The following is a 14,631-nucleotide window of genomic DNA, read 5'->3' on the forward strand; positions in this document are numbered from 1 at the left end:
TCTGGGCCCTCTTTTGCTTGATGGTAGGCTACGCCCAGGGACTCTCTACTCTGGTGGGGGACTATCTTAAGGAGTCGGGGCATTGCTTTGCTTGGACACTCTTCATTTATATCGTAACTTATTCATCGGACTTGATATGATTCCACCAACGACCCCTTGATCGTTTTCTCTGCGATCGCGGGAAGAAAACTAGATTTGGTATGATGAGGGCTGACCCCTTAAAGAGTGTGCAATCGCCCCATGACCCTAACGTTGACCAATACCCTCACGCGCAGTAAACAACCCTTCGAGTCCCTAGAACCAGGGAAAGTACGGATTTATTGTTGTGGAGTCACCGTTTATGACTACTGTCATCTCGGTCATGCACGGTCTTACATTGCTTGGGATACCCTGCGGCGCTATTTGCAATGGCGAGGCTATCAAGTGCGCTACGTACAGAATTTTACCGATATTGACGATAAGATTCTCAAACGTGCTAGAGAAACTGGGTCAACAATGGAAGTAGTAGCCGAAACCTATACTCGAACCTATTTTGAAGATATGGCTCGTCTCAATGTCCTGGAAGCTGATGACTATCCCAGGGCAACCCATACCTTAAATGGTATTTTACGCCTTATCCATGAATTGGAAGCCAAAGGATATGCCTATGCTTCTGACGGTGATGTGTATTACCAAGTACGTCAGTTTCAAGATTATGGGAAGCTCTCCGGGCGCAAGTTGGAGGAGATGCAAGCAGGAGCATCGGGGAGAGTAGGAGAAAGTTCGGAAGACTCTAAGAAAAAAGACCCCTTTGACTTTGCCTTGTGGAAAGGAGCAAAACCCGACGAACCGAGTTGGGAGTCTCCCTGGGGAAAAGGTCGCCCCGGATGGCATATTGAATGCTCCGCTATGGTGAGGGAGTGTTTGGGAGAGACTATTGATATTCACTGTGGTGGCGCGGATCTGGTGTTTCCTCACCATGAGAATGAGGTGGCGCAGTCAGAGGCAGTTACGGGTCAACCCTTGGCCCGGTATTGGTTACACAATGGCTTTGTGACGGTGAATGGGGAGAAAATGTCCAAATCTTTGGGTAATTTTACAACGATTCGGGATTTGCTGGACTCTGAAAATGGCCCGGAACCGATGGCGCTACGGTTATTTGTTGTTCAGGCCCAATATCGCAAACCGATTGATTTTACTCCAGAGGCGATCGCCTCTGCACAGCGCTCTTGGAATACCCTCAAAGAAGGGTTATCTTTTGGTTACAAACATGGGGCAGCGTGGGGATGGGACTTGCAGGCGAAATCTGAGGATCTCAACCCGGAAAGTGTGGCAAATTTCAATAGTGCGATGGATGATGACCTGAATACATCAGGCGGATTAGCCGTATTATTTGAATTAGCCAAAGGATTGAACCGTGAAAACAATCGTTTGATTCATGAAGGTAAAACAGAGGTCGATCCAGAGCAGTTATATCAACAATGGCAAACCTTAGTTACTCTCTCTCAAGTGTTGGGGTTAGAAGTGGAAGCCGAGACAGCACCTGAGTCTCCAGGAGCGCAATTGAGCGATCGCGAGATTGAAGAGGCGATCGCCGCTCGTCAAGCTGCCCGCAAAGCCAAAAACTTTGCCGAAGCGGATCGCATTCGCGATAACTTACAAAGCCAAGGTATTACGCTTATCGATCAACCCGGTGGCATCACCCAATGGCATCACAATTAACGCCCTAAAGAGGGAAAATTGGGTTTTTCCGATTTCCGATTTCCGATTCCCTCTTTCTTTTTCCCTTTTCCTTATTCCTTCTTCCTTTTTATGCACGAACAACGGATTGCTTTTTCCCTATCCACGTTCCTATTAACCTTACTCTCGGTTTTGTTAATTGTCTTATTTTGGCAATTACGGGGACTCGTGCTTTTGTTAATGATTTCGATTGTGCTGGCCGCTTCTATTGCTCCCTTAGTAGATGCGGCTGAACATTTACGAATTCCCCGATGGTTAGGTGTAATTTTAGTTTATCTTACCCTGCTTTTTGGATTAACGGGTCTGGGCTTATTAATCGGCCCAACTGTCTTTCAGCAAATTGAGCGTTTGTTGCAAAAACTCCCCTCCTATGCTGATGTTCTCTTACAATTAACAGAAGATTCACTCAACAATTGGACCAATACGCCTCCCGAACTCCTTGAACTTGTAGATTTTCAACAAATCACCAGTTGGCTGATCCGCTCAAGTCAACAATTGGTACTGCGATCCTATAGCATTACGCGGGGCATTATTGGAGGAGTCTTTAGCTTAATTTTATCTCTCTTTATTTCTGGTTATATGGTCGCCGATAGCCAAACCTTAATTAACAGTTTGGTGCGCCTACTTCCTGAACCTTGGGACACCAAAATTGCGTCCCAAATTCCCACGATTAGCTACCGTATGGGTAGCTATATTCGCGGTCGGTTAGTCGTTTCTTTTATCCTAAGCATTGTCACTACTCTAGGCTTAGGTATCCTGGGATTACGGGAATTTTCCCTCGGTTTAGGAGCGATCGCCGGAGTCACCAACCTAATCCCCTTTATCGGCCCGGTTTTAGGCGCTATCCCTGCCCTTGTAGTGGCGATCGCTTCCGGAGGCTGGACCTTCTTATGGGTGTTATTATTTTTTGTAATTATTCAAAATCTAGAAACCTATATTCTCGATCCTTTCCTGGTTGGCTCATCAGTAGGCGTTCATCCTCTCTATCAATTACTCGCCGTCCTTGGCGGAACTCAAGTCTTAGGAATTATTGGAGCCTTAATCGTGCCCCCTTGGGTGGCAGGGGGAGCAACCCTCTTGGAAAATCTTTATATTCAACCTAAACTAGAAGCCGAAAAACAAACTCACATGAGTTCTCAGGCGACAGAAGACTTGGGGGAGACATAAACAGTATTGGTGCGATGAAATAACGTGGGGTAAGGAGAATAATAAACCGCCGAAATTTCAGGACTGATCTTCACTTTTCCTTTGATCACCGATCGTAATAACCGATTCATCGATCGCTCATCTTCTTCCGTTAAGTGTTCATCTAAGGTCGCAGCCATAAGACCATAGCGATCAGCCAGAGTTAACACCCCCGTTTCTCGTGCAGAAACTAAAATTTCGGAGATCGCTCCAGGTAGGATTTGGTGTTTTATTAACATAATCAGTCCATACACGAGTCATCTTCACTTTACTATCAACGATATCTAGCATTTTAACTGTGATTGATATCGCTCTTCTCAAGTGATTTAGATCGCTCTGAGTGCCTCAAAATTCACCCCAAAATCATCAATTTATCCGTGTGATTTTGTGCTTTAATTATCTCGATTTGGATCTAAACCCCTAATCTTTGGTAAGGTTAAGAAGAATAATTCCGTGTTGGAGTAAGTCACCGATGAGTGAAAATCTACCCAATTTTTTCACCTCCCAGGAGGAAGAAGTAATTACCGATGATATCCCAGAAGCTTTACGGGATACTCCTGTACCGGTGGCTGAGGTGCAAGAAACTGCATCATCGGGTTCTGGGCGCGGAATGTGGATCGGATTTGCAGGAGTGGCGATCGCTCTCAGCACCGGTATTTTCATTTTCAGTAGTAATTTCCTTACCCCAAACACTGCCTCAGAGTCTAGAGTTCCCCTATCCTCAGCCACAGAAACCAACGAGTTGGGTGAAGATGGAGCGGAAGAAGCTGAAACCCCAACAACGTCCGATCGGGGGAACTTACTCGGTCATTTGGCTTATGAAGAAGCCCCAGTCGATGATTTAATGGCGATTACCGCTGATGGTAGTTTACGATTACGAAAAATGGCGGCGATTAAGTTCCAACAGATGGTGAATGCAGCCCAAAGAGATGGAGTGGTGTTGGTTCCTTTGTCTGCCTTTCGTAGCTTAAACGATCAGGAGTATTTATTTTTTGACGTTAAAGCTCAACGGGGACAAGTCGCGACTCAACGGGCAGAAGTGAGCGCTCCTCCAGGTTATAGTGAGCATCATACTGGGTATGCCATCGATATTGGGGATGGCTATGTACCGGCAGTTGATTTTTCTCCAGAGTTTGAGAATACTTCTGCTTTTAAGTGGTTAGAAGAAAATGCCGCTTATTATAGTTTTGAGTTGTCCTTTCCCCCGAATAATCCTCAAGGCATTAGCTATGAACCCTGGCACTGGCGTTTTGTTGGCGATCGCCATAGTTTGGAGACGTTTTATAAGGCCCGAGAGGAGTTCCAGACTGACGAAGCATCAGAGGAATGAGGGGAAATTATTCGTTATCGAGAGAAATTCATGAATCAACTGAGCTTAAATTTGATCGCGATCGCCGTTTTTACCCTGACCCTGTCGAGTCTATTGGGGCCTATAATCCATTTAAATCCAGCAATTCCAGCAATCATAGCTTTTGGAATTTTGGGATTTATGGCGATCGATAGCCTTCAATGGCAAGGCCAAGGCAGTAATCTAGGGTTAGGCTTAATTGCCAGTTTATCGCCTGCATATCGCGATCGCCTCTTACACCACGAAGCCGGTCATTTTCTCGTTGCCTCTCTCCTAGATATTCCCATCACTGGCTATACCCTCAACCCCTGGGAAGCCCTGAAAGCGGGGCAACGGGGACAAGCGGGCGTAAGTTTCGATCAAGAAGCCATAACAGAACAACTCAAATCGACAGCCCTCACCCAGCAATGGATTGACCGCTATTGTCTCCTGTTGATGGCAGGCGTTGCAGCCGAAGAACTCGTTCATGGTAATGCTGAAGGGGGAGCCGATGACCGACAAAACCTCAACATGCTCCTGAAACTCTATTCCCCTGGAACTGTTGATTTTACCCCTAAGCAAAAATGGGCCAAATTACAAGCCCGAACCTTAATTGAAAATCAGTGGGATGCCTATCAAGCCTTAGTTGTCGCCATGGGTCAACGTTTATCTGTTCCTGAATGTCAAGACCAAATTAAACAACAGGCTTGTATAACCTCAACGGATCTAGCTCCAATTGATATCTGCTGCCCATAATAGATGGACGATGGAGCCTCAGATCTCCCTAAATTCACTAAAACGATCCCATTTTCCGCGTCTTCCTTTCCCCATGTCCTCCTCATTTTCCCCTCCTCCCCTCTGGCGATCGCTTCTAGAGCAAGCCTTAAAGGATCACCGAGATCGTTCAGAATCCCGTTACTTTCAACTGGCTACTGTTCGCCCCAACGGGAAACCCGCCAATCGGAATGTTGTATTTCGAGGATTTCTCGACTCCACCCATCAACTCCAAATCGTCACTGATAACCGCAGCGATAAAATACATCAATTGCATCGCAGTCCTTGGGCAGAAATCTGTTGGTATTTCAGCCTCACACGCCAGCAATTTAGACTTTCAGCCCAAACCACTTGTATTGATGAAAATACTGATCATTCTTTTCTACTATCAAAAAGAATTCAAGTTTGGCAACAGCTCTCGGATGCCACTCGACAACAATTTACCTGGCCCGCTTGTGGAACAGACCGAGACAAAAACGGTTTTCCAGGAACTTATCCCAATCCTGATACTCCCTTACCTAATTTTGTCTTAGTCCTATTCCAGCCCATTGAGGTCGATCTCGTTGATTTACGAGAGTCTCCCCCACAAAGGATACACTATCAGTTGCAACCCAATGGTGATTGGAGTGAGCGACCCCTTAATCCTTAAGCGATCGCTCATGACTCCTTGCTTCAAATCCCCGATCCATCTAAAAACTCTTCAAGCGCTCGATCTTTCAGGGCACAACTACTGTAATTAGAGCGATGGGATGGGGATTCTAATTCTTCCTCCTGCAAAGCAGACTGATTCCAGGAATCCCAACTCGCTGAACTAATACATTGACCCTCTAGACTAATGCCCTTACTTTCCTGAAGCAAACGCACCTGTTCTTCTAATTGCTCAATTCGGTCTACCAAAGTCCGAATCATCTCCGCTTCCGCATCTGGTAGTCGTCCATGCTCTAGGGGATTAACACGAACTCCAGAACGATAAACAATGCGTCCCGGAATACCGACCACCGTACAATCTGAAGGCACATCCCGCAAGACCACCGATCCCGCACCGATGCGGACATTATTGCCAATTAACAGATTACCGAGAACCTTAGCTCCCGCACCTACCACTACATTTTCGCCCAGGGTAGGATGGCGTTTACCACTTTCCTTACCCGTTCCGCCTAGAGTTACCCCTTGATAGATTAGGGTATAGTCTCCGACAATCGCCGTCTCACCAATCACCACACCCATACCATGGTCAATAAAGACTCCTTTACCAATGGTCGCTCCTGGGTGGATTTCAATACCCGTAAACCAACGAGCCAGATGGGAAATCAGCCGGGGAATAAACGGAAGTCCTAGGACATGGAGCCAATGGGCCAAGCGATAAAACAGTAGCGCTTGTAGTCCAGGGTAGCAAAACAAGACTTCCAGCCAATTTCGGGCAGCGGGATCGCGATCGAAGATGATACGGAAGTCAGCAACAAGATTACTTAGCACGATTGAAAGTATCCAACGCTTCATCAAACAGATCACTGTAGATCTTAACGTTTAGTGGCCAGTTTACCCAAGTGATTGGCGTTAAGTTAAAGTGAAATCGAGTCATCTTTTCCTAAACCTAAAAGCGATCGATGCCTATCCTGATTTTGCTCATCGTCTTAATTGCCGGATACTTCGGCAGTGAACTCATCGCACTAGAAGCCATCAGTCTTCTGAAAAGCCTCTCTCTTTCTCCTTGGCTACTGATAACCCTCATCGTCTCCTTATTCATCTGGTGTTTCGGAGACTAGCTGAGATATTGCACTACACTCGGTCAGCCCTAATTTCAAGCGTGCTGCTCTAGTAGTATTTGATCAACTTCAAACAATTGCGTCGATCCTCTGTATGGGTATAGCTGAGGCAATCGGCAATATCGGACATCATAAACCAACCCCGTCCCCCTTCCTGATCAGGGGTTGGGCGAGGTTGGGTTCTGAGCCATTGCTCAATATCAAACCCTTGGCCATAATCCCAAATCGATATGGTGATTGAATCAGCAGCTAAGATCACTTCAATATCAATAGTCGTATCTTTAGCCAAATGATGATGGGCATGTCGAACAGCATTGGTTAATCCTTCATAAAATGCAGTTTGACACTCAATCCAGGTGTCTTTAGGAATGGGTAGGGAGGGAGGCTTAAGCTCTTCAAACCAGGCCAAGGCATGGGATAAAGCCTGGCCATTAGAATGAACTTGCAGATAAGCTCTATGGGGCAATTTCAATGGTATAACCCTTAAATCAGGCAATCAGCACAGGTGAAGAAGCATTCAAACCCTTGAACCCGCCAACCCAAAGGCTATGATTTCATCATAACCATGGGTTTGGAATCGGTAAGATAGAGACGGACACTAAATCGAGGGTCACGCTTCTTACTCAATTGTGGGTTTGGTGCTTCTGTTTTTGACATTCCCCGGCCATTCGATGCGGGGATTCTTGGTTCAACGAGTCCACTTAGACTAAATCCCTTGCGAAATTCAATCCAGAGGTAGGTCTCTCCTCAAGCGTTACTTTCCGAGTGCCCCTCGGTAGTTGGATTATTCCAAAATTGGTTTTTATTTCAATCCTGTGTTGTCTAGCCCCTTTGAAGATTTTACCTATTCCTAGGGGAAAACTAGAACAATGGAATAGAACCCCATATCTTCAATTGCCAAGGTACAGATTGCCGTTAGGCATTTAGGTTTTTATACAGGTTAATTACCATTCCTGTGAATCCCATTGTACCATAAGGGCAGGTTAAAACCTGCCCGCTCGCCTTCATCCCCGGAATGAATTCACGGGGTTTTCAGCATATCTCTTATAAGCGATCAAATAGGCTATCAAAGCGATCTCACTTTTGTCAGATTTTCCAGCTCCCAGTCTGATGACATTTAAATCATGTACAAAGTTTTGATTATAGAGGATGACCCTTTGTTTCGGTTAGTGTTGACCAAAGCACTGAAGAATCAAGGGTATGATGTGACCGTTGCCACGAATGGTGAAGACGGCTTAGAACAAGCAGCCAGTCTGCGCCCTGGATTGATTTTGTGCGATTGGATGATGCCCCGCATGGATGGATTGGAAGTTTGTCGCCGCATTAAGGCTAATCCTGATTTAACAACGACGTTTTTTGTGCTGCTGACGGCCCGTGAGGGAGTGGAAGACCGGGTTCAGGGTCTCGATAACGGGGCAGATGATTTTTTGTCTAAACCCATTGAGGTGAATGAGTTACGGGCGAAGGTGCGGGCAGGTTTGCGACTGCACCAACTCAGTCAAGATTTACAAACAGCTAAACAGAGACTTGAAGAAGAGTTGACAGAAGCAGCAGATTATGTTAAATCACTTCTTCCCGGCCCTTTGCACGAGTCTGTTTCGATTGATTCGAGGTTTATTCCTTCTCGTCAATTGGGAGGGGACTGTTTTGATTATTATTGGCTCAATGAAAATCAGCTCGTGATTTATGTGGTGGATGCGGCGGGTCATGGTGTGGGCAGTGCCCTGTTATCGGTTTCTGTCTTGAATTTATTGCGCTCTCAATCTCTCTCTGGGGTTGATTTTTCTCAACCCCATCAGGTGCTAATGGGTCTGAATGATACATTTCAGATGGAAACTCAAGGCGATCGCTACTTTACGATTTGGTATGGGGTTTATCACCGAAAGGAACAGTCTCTGGTCTATGCCAGCTCCGGTCATCCTCCCGCTATCCTCTTATCTCCTAGACCCAAGCAGGATATAGAAGTTCAACATCTGAAGACACCCGGTTTCCCCATTGGTATGTTTCCTGGAGTAGAGTATAAGGTACATCAGTGTCATATCGAACCCCAGAGTACCCTCTATGTGTTTAGTGATGGGGTCTATGAAATTCATCAGACCGATGGCACACTCTGGGGACTTGAGGCGTTTAGTGAGTTTTTGGTCACCCATCAACACCTCTGCTCTGAATTGTTAGATCATTTACTCCATTGCATTTATACATTAAATTCCAATACCATCTTGAATGATGACTTATCGTTACTTCAGATTAAGTTTCATTAACGGCGAGGCACTCATGAATTCTGCAACTTATTCTCGCACTCCTCACGGCTAGAATAGACCTCAAATACCCGATCCATGCTGGTGAGTTCAAAGAGCATCCTTACTTGCTCATTAATGGAGCAGATCAAGAGTTTACCCCCCGCAGAGCGTACAGTTTTTAAAGCCGCTACTAGGGCCCCTAGACCAGAACTATCAATAAAGGTTACCTCTTTGAGGTCAATCACGATCGCGTCAGCACCCGATTTGACTAATGCGCTGACTTCATCTCTAAACTGACCTGCTTTGGTACTATCTAAAATGCCGGAGGGTTGAATGTGTTTAACAGTTTGACTCATAGCTCTGGTTGACAGAAGTTGCTAAGTTGGTTAACGATCCCGATTTATTGGATTTAGTTCAATAGGATACTATAATTTTCGATTCGGGTTAATCTGATTCTATCCGGATTAACGAAGAACTCAAAGGGGTGCTAAGATCCTGGATATTTGTGTGTTTAAGGCAATCTCTGCAATCATTGTGGGATTGTCCTTAGAGTCAAACCAAGGTATTTTGAGGGGAGTAGGGTAAAGGAATGACGTAGGTTGCTCCTCAAAACCCAAGCGATCTCTGACCAAAATAGGATCGCAATTATAGCTAAATGATTATGGGAAATCAATGCATCTATAACAATATAGAGAGATCGCCATTAAAGAGAATGATTCTAACTACAGTTGGCACTGAACCCTATCCCTTTAATCGTTTGATGAGTTGGTTGCAGGTTCTGGTGAACCGAGAATTGATTCAGGAAGAACTCATTGTACAATACGGCAGTTGTAGCGTTTGGCCTGAAAGCAAAGACTGTTTTGCTGATATTCCAGAGACTGAATTAATCCAGTTGGGTAAAGATGCTCGTCTGATCATTGGGCACTGTGACCCTCATTGGCTCAAGTGCTTCGATAAAACGGCTAACCCTTATATTTTAGTTCCCCGTGCCCAATGCTATAAAGAGCATATTGACGATCGCCAAATTGAGTTGGCCAGTAATCTAGCATTGGCAGGAGTTCCCATTGCTTGGTCTCCAGGAGACCTAGTACGGTTTCTTCATTCTCCTCGAAGGATTTCTCGGTCTACCCTAATGACAGTCGCCAATGAAACGGTGAAACGCTCTCTAAAAAAGGGCCGTTGACTCAGCCCTCTGATTTTCACCATAGGGTATTTTTTCTGTTTTGACAGAATAGAACTGCAATAGACTCCCCTTGAGGTGTTTATGAACAATCCAGTTAATCCCCCTGAGTTTGCCATGACTTCTTTTGGGGCTTGTTGTTTGGTTCAATTATCCAAAAATTTTACCGTGACCCAAGCGGTGGCGTTTAAAGACTATTTTAAGCAGGTCTGCGATCGGCAATCGGGTCTCGAGCGGGTGATTTTGGATTTAGGACAAACTACATTTATTGATAGTAGTGGTATTGGCGCTTTAGTGGGCTGTTTGAAAATAGCTCGTGCCCAGCAGATCGAGTTGATTATTTGGAGTCTTCATCCTCAAGTGAAGATGGCTTTTGAATTAACGGGACTTACGGAGGCCTTTACCATTGATCTGGGTACAGATGCCCTGTTAACACCAGTCACTGAGATTCCTCAGAGTGCCCCAAAGATTCATCCTTCGGTACGATCTCCCTTCAAGCGGTTATTAGATATTATCGGTAGTTTGGTGGGCTTAGGGATTACGGCACTTCTATTTCTCCCGATTGCGATCGCCATTCAAATTGACGATCCTGGGCCCATATTTTTCGGTCAAATTCGCTGCGGCTGGATGGGGAAACGCTTTAGAATTTGGAAGTTTCGATCTATGGTGGCGAATGCTGAAGCCCTGAAGCATCAAGTTAAAAATGAAGCAGAAGGAGCCTTTTTTAAAAATAAGGACGATCCGAGAGTTACCCGTGTAGGGAAATTCTTACGTCGCACGAGTCTAGATGAACTACCCCAGTTTTGGAATGTTTTAAGGGGAGAAATGAGTCTCGTGGGAACTCGTCCCCCTACAGCAGATGAAATTGAGCGCTATGAGATTCCTAAATGGCAACGGCTTGATGTGAAACCAGGTATGACTGGAGAATGGCAGGTGAATGGGCGATCGTCTATCCGAGACTTTGAAACCGTCATTCAAATGGATTTGCGCTATCAAGAAAACTGGAGTTTATTGCATGATATTAAACTCATTTTGAAGACTATTGTGGTCTTATTTCAAAAAAATGCGGGAGCGATGTAGAACTCACAAACCCCCAGCTAATAATGATTAATCGTTAATGATTAATGAGGCATCTATCCACCAGCAGCAAAGGTAAACATTACCAGAGCAGATAAAAGAATTCCAGGACTGAGCAATAAAATCAACGTCAGTAAATCATGAACCGTCATACCCAATGGCTCTCCTAAAGTAAACACTACATTTTGTTAGGGTATCCCATTCCTTCCAAAAAGCAACCCCAGAATGAAAATTCTTAATCCTCGCTTAAGCTCATCGGTCAGTGTTACGCTGGAGAAGCATCTGTACCAATAAGGAGCAAGAAAACGGTTTATCCTAGTCCTTTAGCTCGTCTGATCGAGCAATTCCAACGGTTACCTGGTGTTGGACCAAAAACGGCGCAACGTCTGGCTCTTCATACGATAAAGCGGCCAGAAGCAGAAATCAAAGCTCTCGCACAGGCTCTACTGGATGCTAAACAACAAGTGGGGTTGTGTCAGAAGTGTTATCATCTTTCCGCCGATCCTTTATGTAGTATTTGTCGTAATCAAAATCGCGATCGCCAGATCTTGTGCGTAGTCGTAGACTCGCGAGATGTGATTGCTCTGGAAAAAACCAGAGAATACCGAGGACTCTATCATGTTCTCGGCGGTGTAATTTCCCCCATGGATGGAATTGGCCCAGAACAACTGACGATTCAATCACTGGTGCAACGAGTGAGCCAAGAAAACATCCAAGAAGTGATTCTAGCGATTAGTCCTAGTGTGGAAGGAGAAACCACTACCCTCTATATCGGTCAACTCCTGAAACCCTTTACACGGGTGACCCGCATCGCCTTTGGATTGCCCATGGGAGGAGATCTAGAATACGCTGATGAAGTCACCCTCGCTCGTGCCTTAGAAGGTCGCCGAGAACTCGATTAAAACCCAATTATTTCAGTTTTTGCTTAACAAAGTTGAAAATTTTCACGACCTGTTGTTTCAAAGGTTCAATTTGAGCAACTTGTTTCTTCAGTGCGTTAATTTCAGCTTGCATTTTCTCAATTTGCTCTTTTAGGGCGGCAACTTCGGCCCCCGATGCTCCGGCTGACGGTGCAGCACCTGTAGGAGTCGATCCTGTATTACCAGCCGTTGTGTCTCCTCCCCCTAGAGCAGGTCGAGGCTTTTTGGCTTTAGCCATAGCTGACTTAATCGCAGCAATCAAATCTTTTTGTTCAAACGGCTTGGGGATAAATTCCCAAAATTCAAAGGGTTCTTTAATTTTTTCGGTAACCTCTTCCTTACGTCCTGACATTAAGACCAGAGGAATTTTACGCAAATCGCTATTACCCTGAATTTGCTGAAAAACCTCAAATCCGCTGACTTTGGGTAAGAGGAAATCGAGCATAATCAAGTTAGGGTGTTCTTGGCGGATCAAATTGAGTCCTTCTTCACCATCTTTGGCTTCAACGACTTCAAAGTTACCTTTTGGTAACATATCCTTAACTCGCGCTCTGATGACACGACTATCATCAATGACTAGAATTTTATGTCCCACAATGAACTCCTTGAAAAGGTGACGATTGAATAGCAATCCTGAGTTGAGCAGGGGGGCGAACGGTGGTGTTCAGAGGTCTAGGTCAATCCAGAAGAGGAATGGGGTGAGGTCACGCCCATGATGATGATTAGAAGATCATCAAGGCAATTCCTCTCTTTTTTGCTCTATCTATCAATAATAATAGAATTCTGACCCTAATCACTGGAGTCGTTTGAGAACCCTATTGATCGTTAACCATGAATTCTAATCCATCTGATGTATCGGTTACACTTGCTGCTGTTTCGGCTGCTACCCAGAAGAGAGAGAGATCGCCTTTAGCCACCCTTCCCCCTTGGCTACGGCGCTCTATTGGTAAAGCGAGCGAGCTGTCTACGGTACAAAAAATTATCAAGCAACGCCAAATTTATACTATTTGTGAGGAAGGGCGATGTCCGAATCGGGCTGAGTGCTATAGCCAAAAAACGGCAACTTTTTTACTCATGGGACCGACTTGTACCCGTGCTTGTGCCTTTTGTCAGGTGGATAAGGGACATGCTCCCATGCCCCTCGATCCAGAGGAACCGGATAAAATCGCAGAATCGGTACAGCTCTTGGGCTTAAAGTATGTGGTGTTAACATCGGTTGCTCGCGACGATCTCCCCGATCAGGGGGCTGGATGGTTTGTGAAGACTATGGAGCGAGTGCGCGAAGTGAATCCAGGAACGGAAATTGAGGTGTTAACGCCTGATTTTCGGGGACAACGGGATTTAGTTGTTCAGGTGGCTGAGGCGAATCCGGCTTGTTATAACCATAATATTGAAACCGTCAGACGTTTACAGCGTCCCGTGCGCCGAGGAGCGAAGTACGAGCGTTCTTTGGATGTGCTGCGCTGGGTAAAAGAGGTGAATCCTAATATTCCCACGAAATCGGGGTTAATGTTGGGCCATGGGGAAACTGAGGCGGAAATTGTGGAGACATTGGAGGATTTACGGGGGATTAATTGCGATCGCCTAACTCTGGGTCAATACATGCGCCCGTCCTTAGATCATCTCCCCGTGCAACGCTATTGGCATCCTGATGAATTTGAGAAATTAGGCGAAATTGCCCGCAATATGGGCTTTAATCATGTGCGTTCTGGCCCCTTGGTTCGTAGTTCCTACCATGCGGGGCAAGAGTCTTAGCTGGGAAGGTGTAGGATGGGAAGGGAGAGGATATAAACCACGGAGGCACGGAGGGCACAGAGATGGAAGGTGGTGATTTGAATAAGATATCGGGGGAGGTGATTGGGGGAGCAATTGAGGTGCATCGAGAGTTGGGGCCGGGTTTGTTGGAGTCTGCCTATGAAAATTGCTTAAGGTATGAATTGCAGCAGCGAGGATTACGAGTTGAGCAGCAGGTCGCCCAGTCTGTTTTCTATAAGGGATTACAGTTGGAGTGTGGTTATCGTTTAGATTTACTGGTTGAAAATCAAGTGATTGTGGAGCTAAAAGCTGTTGAAGCTATCCTACCGATTCATCAAGCCCAACTTCTGACCTACCTCAAACTCCGTCAACTCCGCCTAGGATTGCTCATCAACTTCAACGTTCCCATTCTTAAAAACGGCATCAAACGCCTGATCAATGGCTAATCCAAAACCCAGTGTACTCTGTGCCTCCGTGGTTTTATGTATAACCTAGGGACAAAAAAGAAGGGAGAACATCACATTCTCCCTTCTTTTGTTCACCCTTTAAGCGCTTGCGTAGCATTTGGGTTTGTTTTTTCAGTTGTCGCTGGCGGGCCGATCCGCCTTTTCCTTTATCATTTCTCCCTTTACGGCGGGGAGATTCCCATCGCTTGAGCCTCATAAACCCTCCGTTCAGTGGTCTGACT

General features: G+C 45.6%; 17 protein-coding genes and 1 pseudogene. 12 read left to right on the forward strand and 6 right to left on the reverse strand.

The annotated features are described in order from the left end of the window. Positions 1-240: 240 nt before the first annotated feature. Both cysS and PN466_RS11885 read left to right on the forward strand, forming a co-directional pair. On the forward strand, positions 241-1,701 hold the full coding sequence (cysS, locus tag PN466_RS11880; protein ID WP_271939850.1) for a cysteine--tRNA ligase: 1,461 nt from the start codon (positions 241-243) through the stop codon (positions 1,699-1,701). Between the two features lie 90 nt (positions 1,702-1,791). Then, positions 1,792-2,886 carry an AI-2E family transporter gene (locus tag PN466_RS11885; RefSeq protein ID WP_271939851.1) on the forward strand — a complete coding sequence of 365 codons (1,095 nt, stop codon included), beginning with the start codon at positions 1,792-1,794 and terminating at the stop codon, positions 2,884-2,886. A 41-nt stretch (positions 2,887-2,927) separates the two neighbouring features. Here the strand turns inward: PN466_RS11885 and PN466_RS11890 are convergent. Continuing rightward, positions 2,928-3,143: pseudogene (locus tag PN466_RS11890) on the reverse strand (hypothetical protein); the annotation flags it as partial. A 233-nt stretch (positions 3,144-3,376) separates the two neighbouring features. Here PN466_RS11890 and PN466_RS11895 point away from each other — a divergent pair. From PN466_RS11895 to PN466_RS11905, 3 genes are all read left to right on the forward strand, one after another. Beyond that, complete coding sequence (locus tag PN466_RS11895; RefSeq protein WP_271939852.1) at positions 3,377-4,234, forward strand: M15 family metallopeptidase; 858 nt, start codon at positions 3,377-3,379, stop codon at positions 4,232-4,234. A gap of 30 nt (positions 4,235-4,264) precedes the next feature. After that, positions 4,265-4,987: an ATP-dependent Zn protease gene (locus PN466_RS11900; protein ID WP_271939853.1), complete on the forward strand. Its 723-nt coding sequence runs from the start codon at positions 4,265-4,267 to the stop codon at positions 4,985-4,987. A gap of 73 nt (positions 4,988-5,060) precedes the next feature. Next, positions 5,061-5,654: an Npun_F5749 family FMN-dependent PPOX-type flavoprotein gene (locus tag PN466_RS11905; RefSeq protein WP_271939854.1), complete on the forward strand. Its 594-nt coding sequence runs from the start codon at positions 5,061-5,063 to the stop codon at positions 5,652-5,654. A gap of 23 nt (positions 5,655-5,677) precedes the next feature. Here the strand turns inward: PN466_RS11905 and cysE are convergent, their stop codons facing one another. Next, positions 5,678-6,481: a serine O-acetyltransferase gene (cysE, locus tag PN466_RS11910; protein ID WP_271939855.1), complete on the reverse strand. Its 804-nt coding sequence runs from the start codon at positions 6,479-6,481 to the stop codon at positions 5,678-5,680. Positions 6,482-6,612: 131 nt separating this feature from the next. On the opposite strand from cysE, the gene PN466_RS11915 reads away from it, so the two are divergent. Beyond that, complete coding sequence (locus PN466_RS11915; RefSeq protein WP_271939856.1) at positions 6,613-6,771, forward strand: hypothetical protein; 159 nt, start codon at positions 6,613-6,615, stop codon at positions 6,769-6,771. A 49-nt stretch (positions 6,772-6,820) separates the two neighbouring features. Here PN466_RS11915 and PN466_RS11920 read toward each other — a convergent pair whose 3' ends face one another. Then, positions 6,821-7,243: an ATP-binding protein gene (locus PN466_RS11920; protein WP_271939857.1), complete on the reverse strand. Its 423-nt coding sequence runs from the start codon at positions 7,241-7,243 to the stop codon at positions 6,821-6,823. Between the two features lie 652 nt (positions 7,244-7,895). Here PN466_RS11920 and PN466_RS11925 point away from each other — a divergent pair. After that, the gene (locus PN466_RS11925; RefSeq protein WP_271939858.1) at positions 7,896-9,032 is read left to right on the forward strand and encodes a PP2C family protein-serine/threonine phosphatase; all 1,137 of its coding nucleotides are present in this window, start codon (positions 7,896-7,898) and stop codon (positions 9,030-9,032) included. 11 nt (positions 9,033-9,043) lie between these two features. On the opposite strand, the gene PN466_RS11930 is transcribed toward PN466_RS11925, so the two are convergent. Continuing rightward, positions 9,044-9,367, reverse strand: coding sequence for an STAS domain-containing protein (locus PN466_RS11930; RefSeq protein ID WP_271939859.1), 324 nt, complete (start codon positions 9,365-9,367; stop codon positions 9,044-9,046). Between the two features lie 356 nt (positions 9,368-9,723). Here PN466_RS11930 and PN466_RS11935 point away from each other — a divergent pair, with 356 nt between their 5' ends. The 3 genes from PN466_RS11935 to recR all read left to right on the forward strand — a co-directional run bounded on the left by PN466_RS11935 (position 9,724) and on the right by recR (position 12,170). Continuing rightward, positions 9,724-10,194: a glucosyl transferase gene (locus PN466_RS11935; RefSeq protein WP_271939860.1), complete on the forward strand. Its 471-nt coding sequence runs from the start codon at positions 9,724-9,726 to the stop codon at positions 10,192-10,194. A gap of 81 nt (positions 10,195-10,275) precedes the next feature. Next, positions 10,276-11,271, forward strand: coding sequence for an anti-sigma factor antagonist (locus PN466_RS11940; protein WP_271939861.1), 996 nt, complete (start codon positions 10,276-10,278; stop codon positions 11,269-11,271). A 287-nt stretch (positions 11,272-11,558) separates the two neighbouring features. Then, positions 11,559-12,170, forward strand: a complete 612-nt coding sequence (gene recR / locus PN466_RS11945; protein ID WP_271939962.1) for a recombination mediator RecR — start codon at positions 11,559-11,561, stop codon at positions 12,168-12,170. Between the two features lie 7 nt (positions 12,171-12,177). Here the strand turns inward: recR and PN466_RS11950 are convergent, their stop codons facing one another. Continuing rightward, complete coding sequence (locus PN466_RS11950) at positions 12,178-12,786, reverse strand: response regulator (RefSeq protein ID WP_271939963.1); 609 nt, start codon at positions 12,784-12,786, stop codon at positions 12,178-12,180. A 233-nt stretch (positions 12,787-13,019) separates the two neighbouring features. On the opposite strand from PN466_RS11950, the gene lipA reads away from it, so the two are divergent. Further along, positions 13,020-13,943, forward strand: a complete 924-nt coding sequence (gene lipA / locus PN466_RS11955; protein ID WP_271939862.1) for a lipoyl synthase — start codon at positions 13,020-13,022, stop codon at positions 13,941-13,943. Positions 13,944-14,005: 62 nt separating this feature from the next. Beyond that, a complete protein-coding gene (locus tag PN466_RS11960) occupies positions 14,006-14,389 on the forward strand; it encodes a GxxExxY protein (RefSeq protein ID WP_271939863.1) in 384 nt (127 codons plus the stop codon). Between the two features lie 34 nt (positions 14,390-14,423). On the opposite strand, the gene PN466_RS11965 is transcribed toward PN466_RS11960, so the two are convergent. Then, positions 14,424-14,606, reverse strand: coding sequence for a hypothetical protein (locus PN466_RS11965; protein WP_271939864.1), 183 nt, complete (start codon positions 14,604-14,606; stop codon positions 14,424-14,426). Between the last annotated feature and the right edge of the window lie 25 nt (positions 14,607-14,631).

The sequence above is a fragment of the Roseofilum reptotaenium CS-1145 genome, from assembly GCF_028330985.1.
Taxonomy (GTDB): Bacteria; Cyanobacteriota; Cyanobacteriia; order Cyanobacteriales; family Desertifilaceae; genus Roseofilum; species Roseofilum reptotaenium.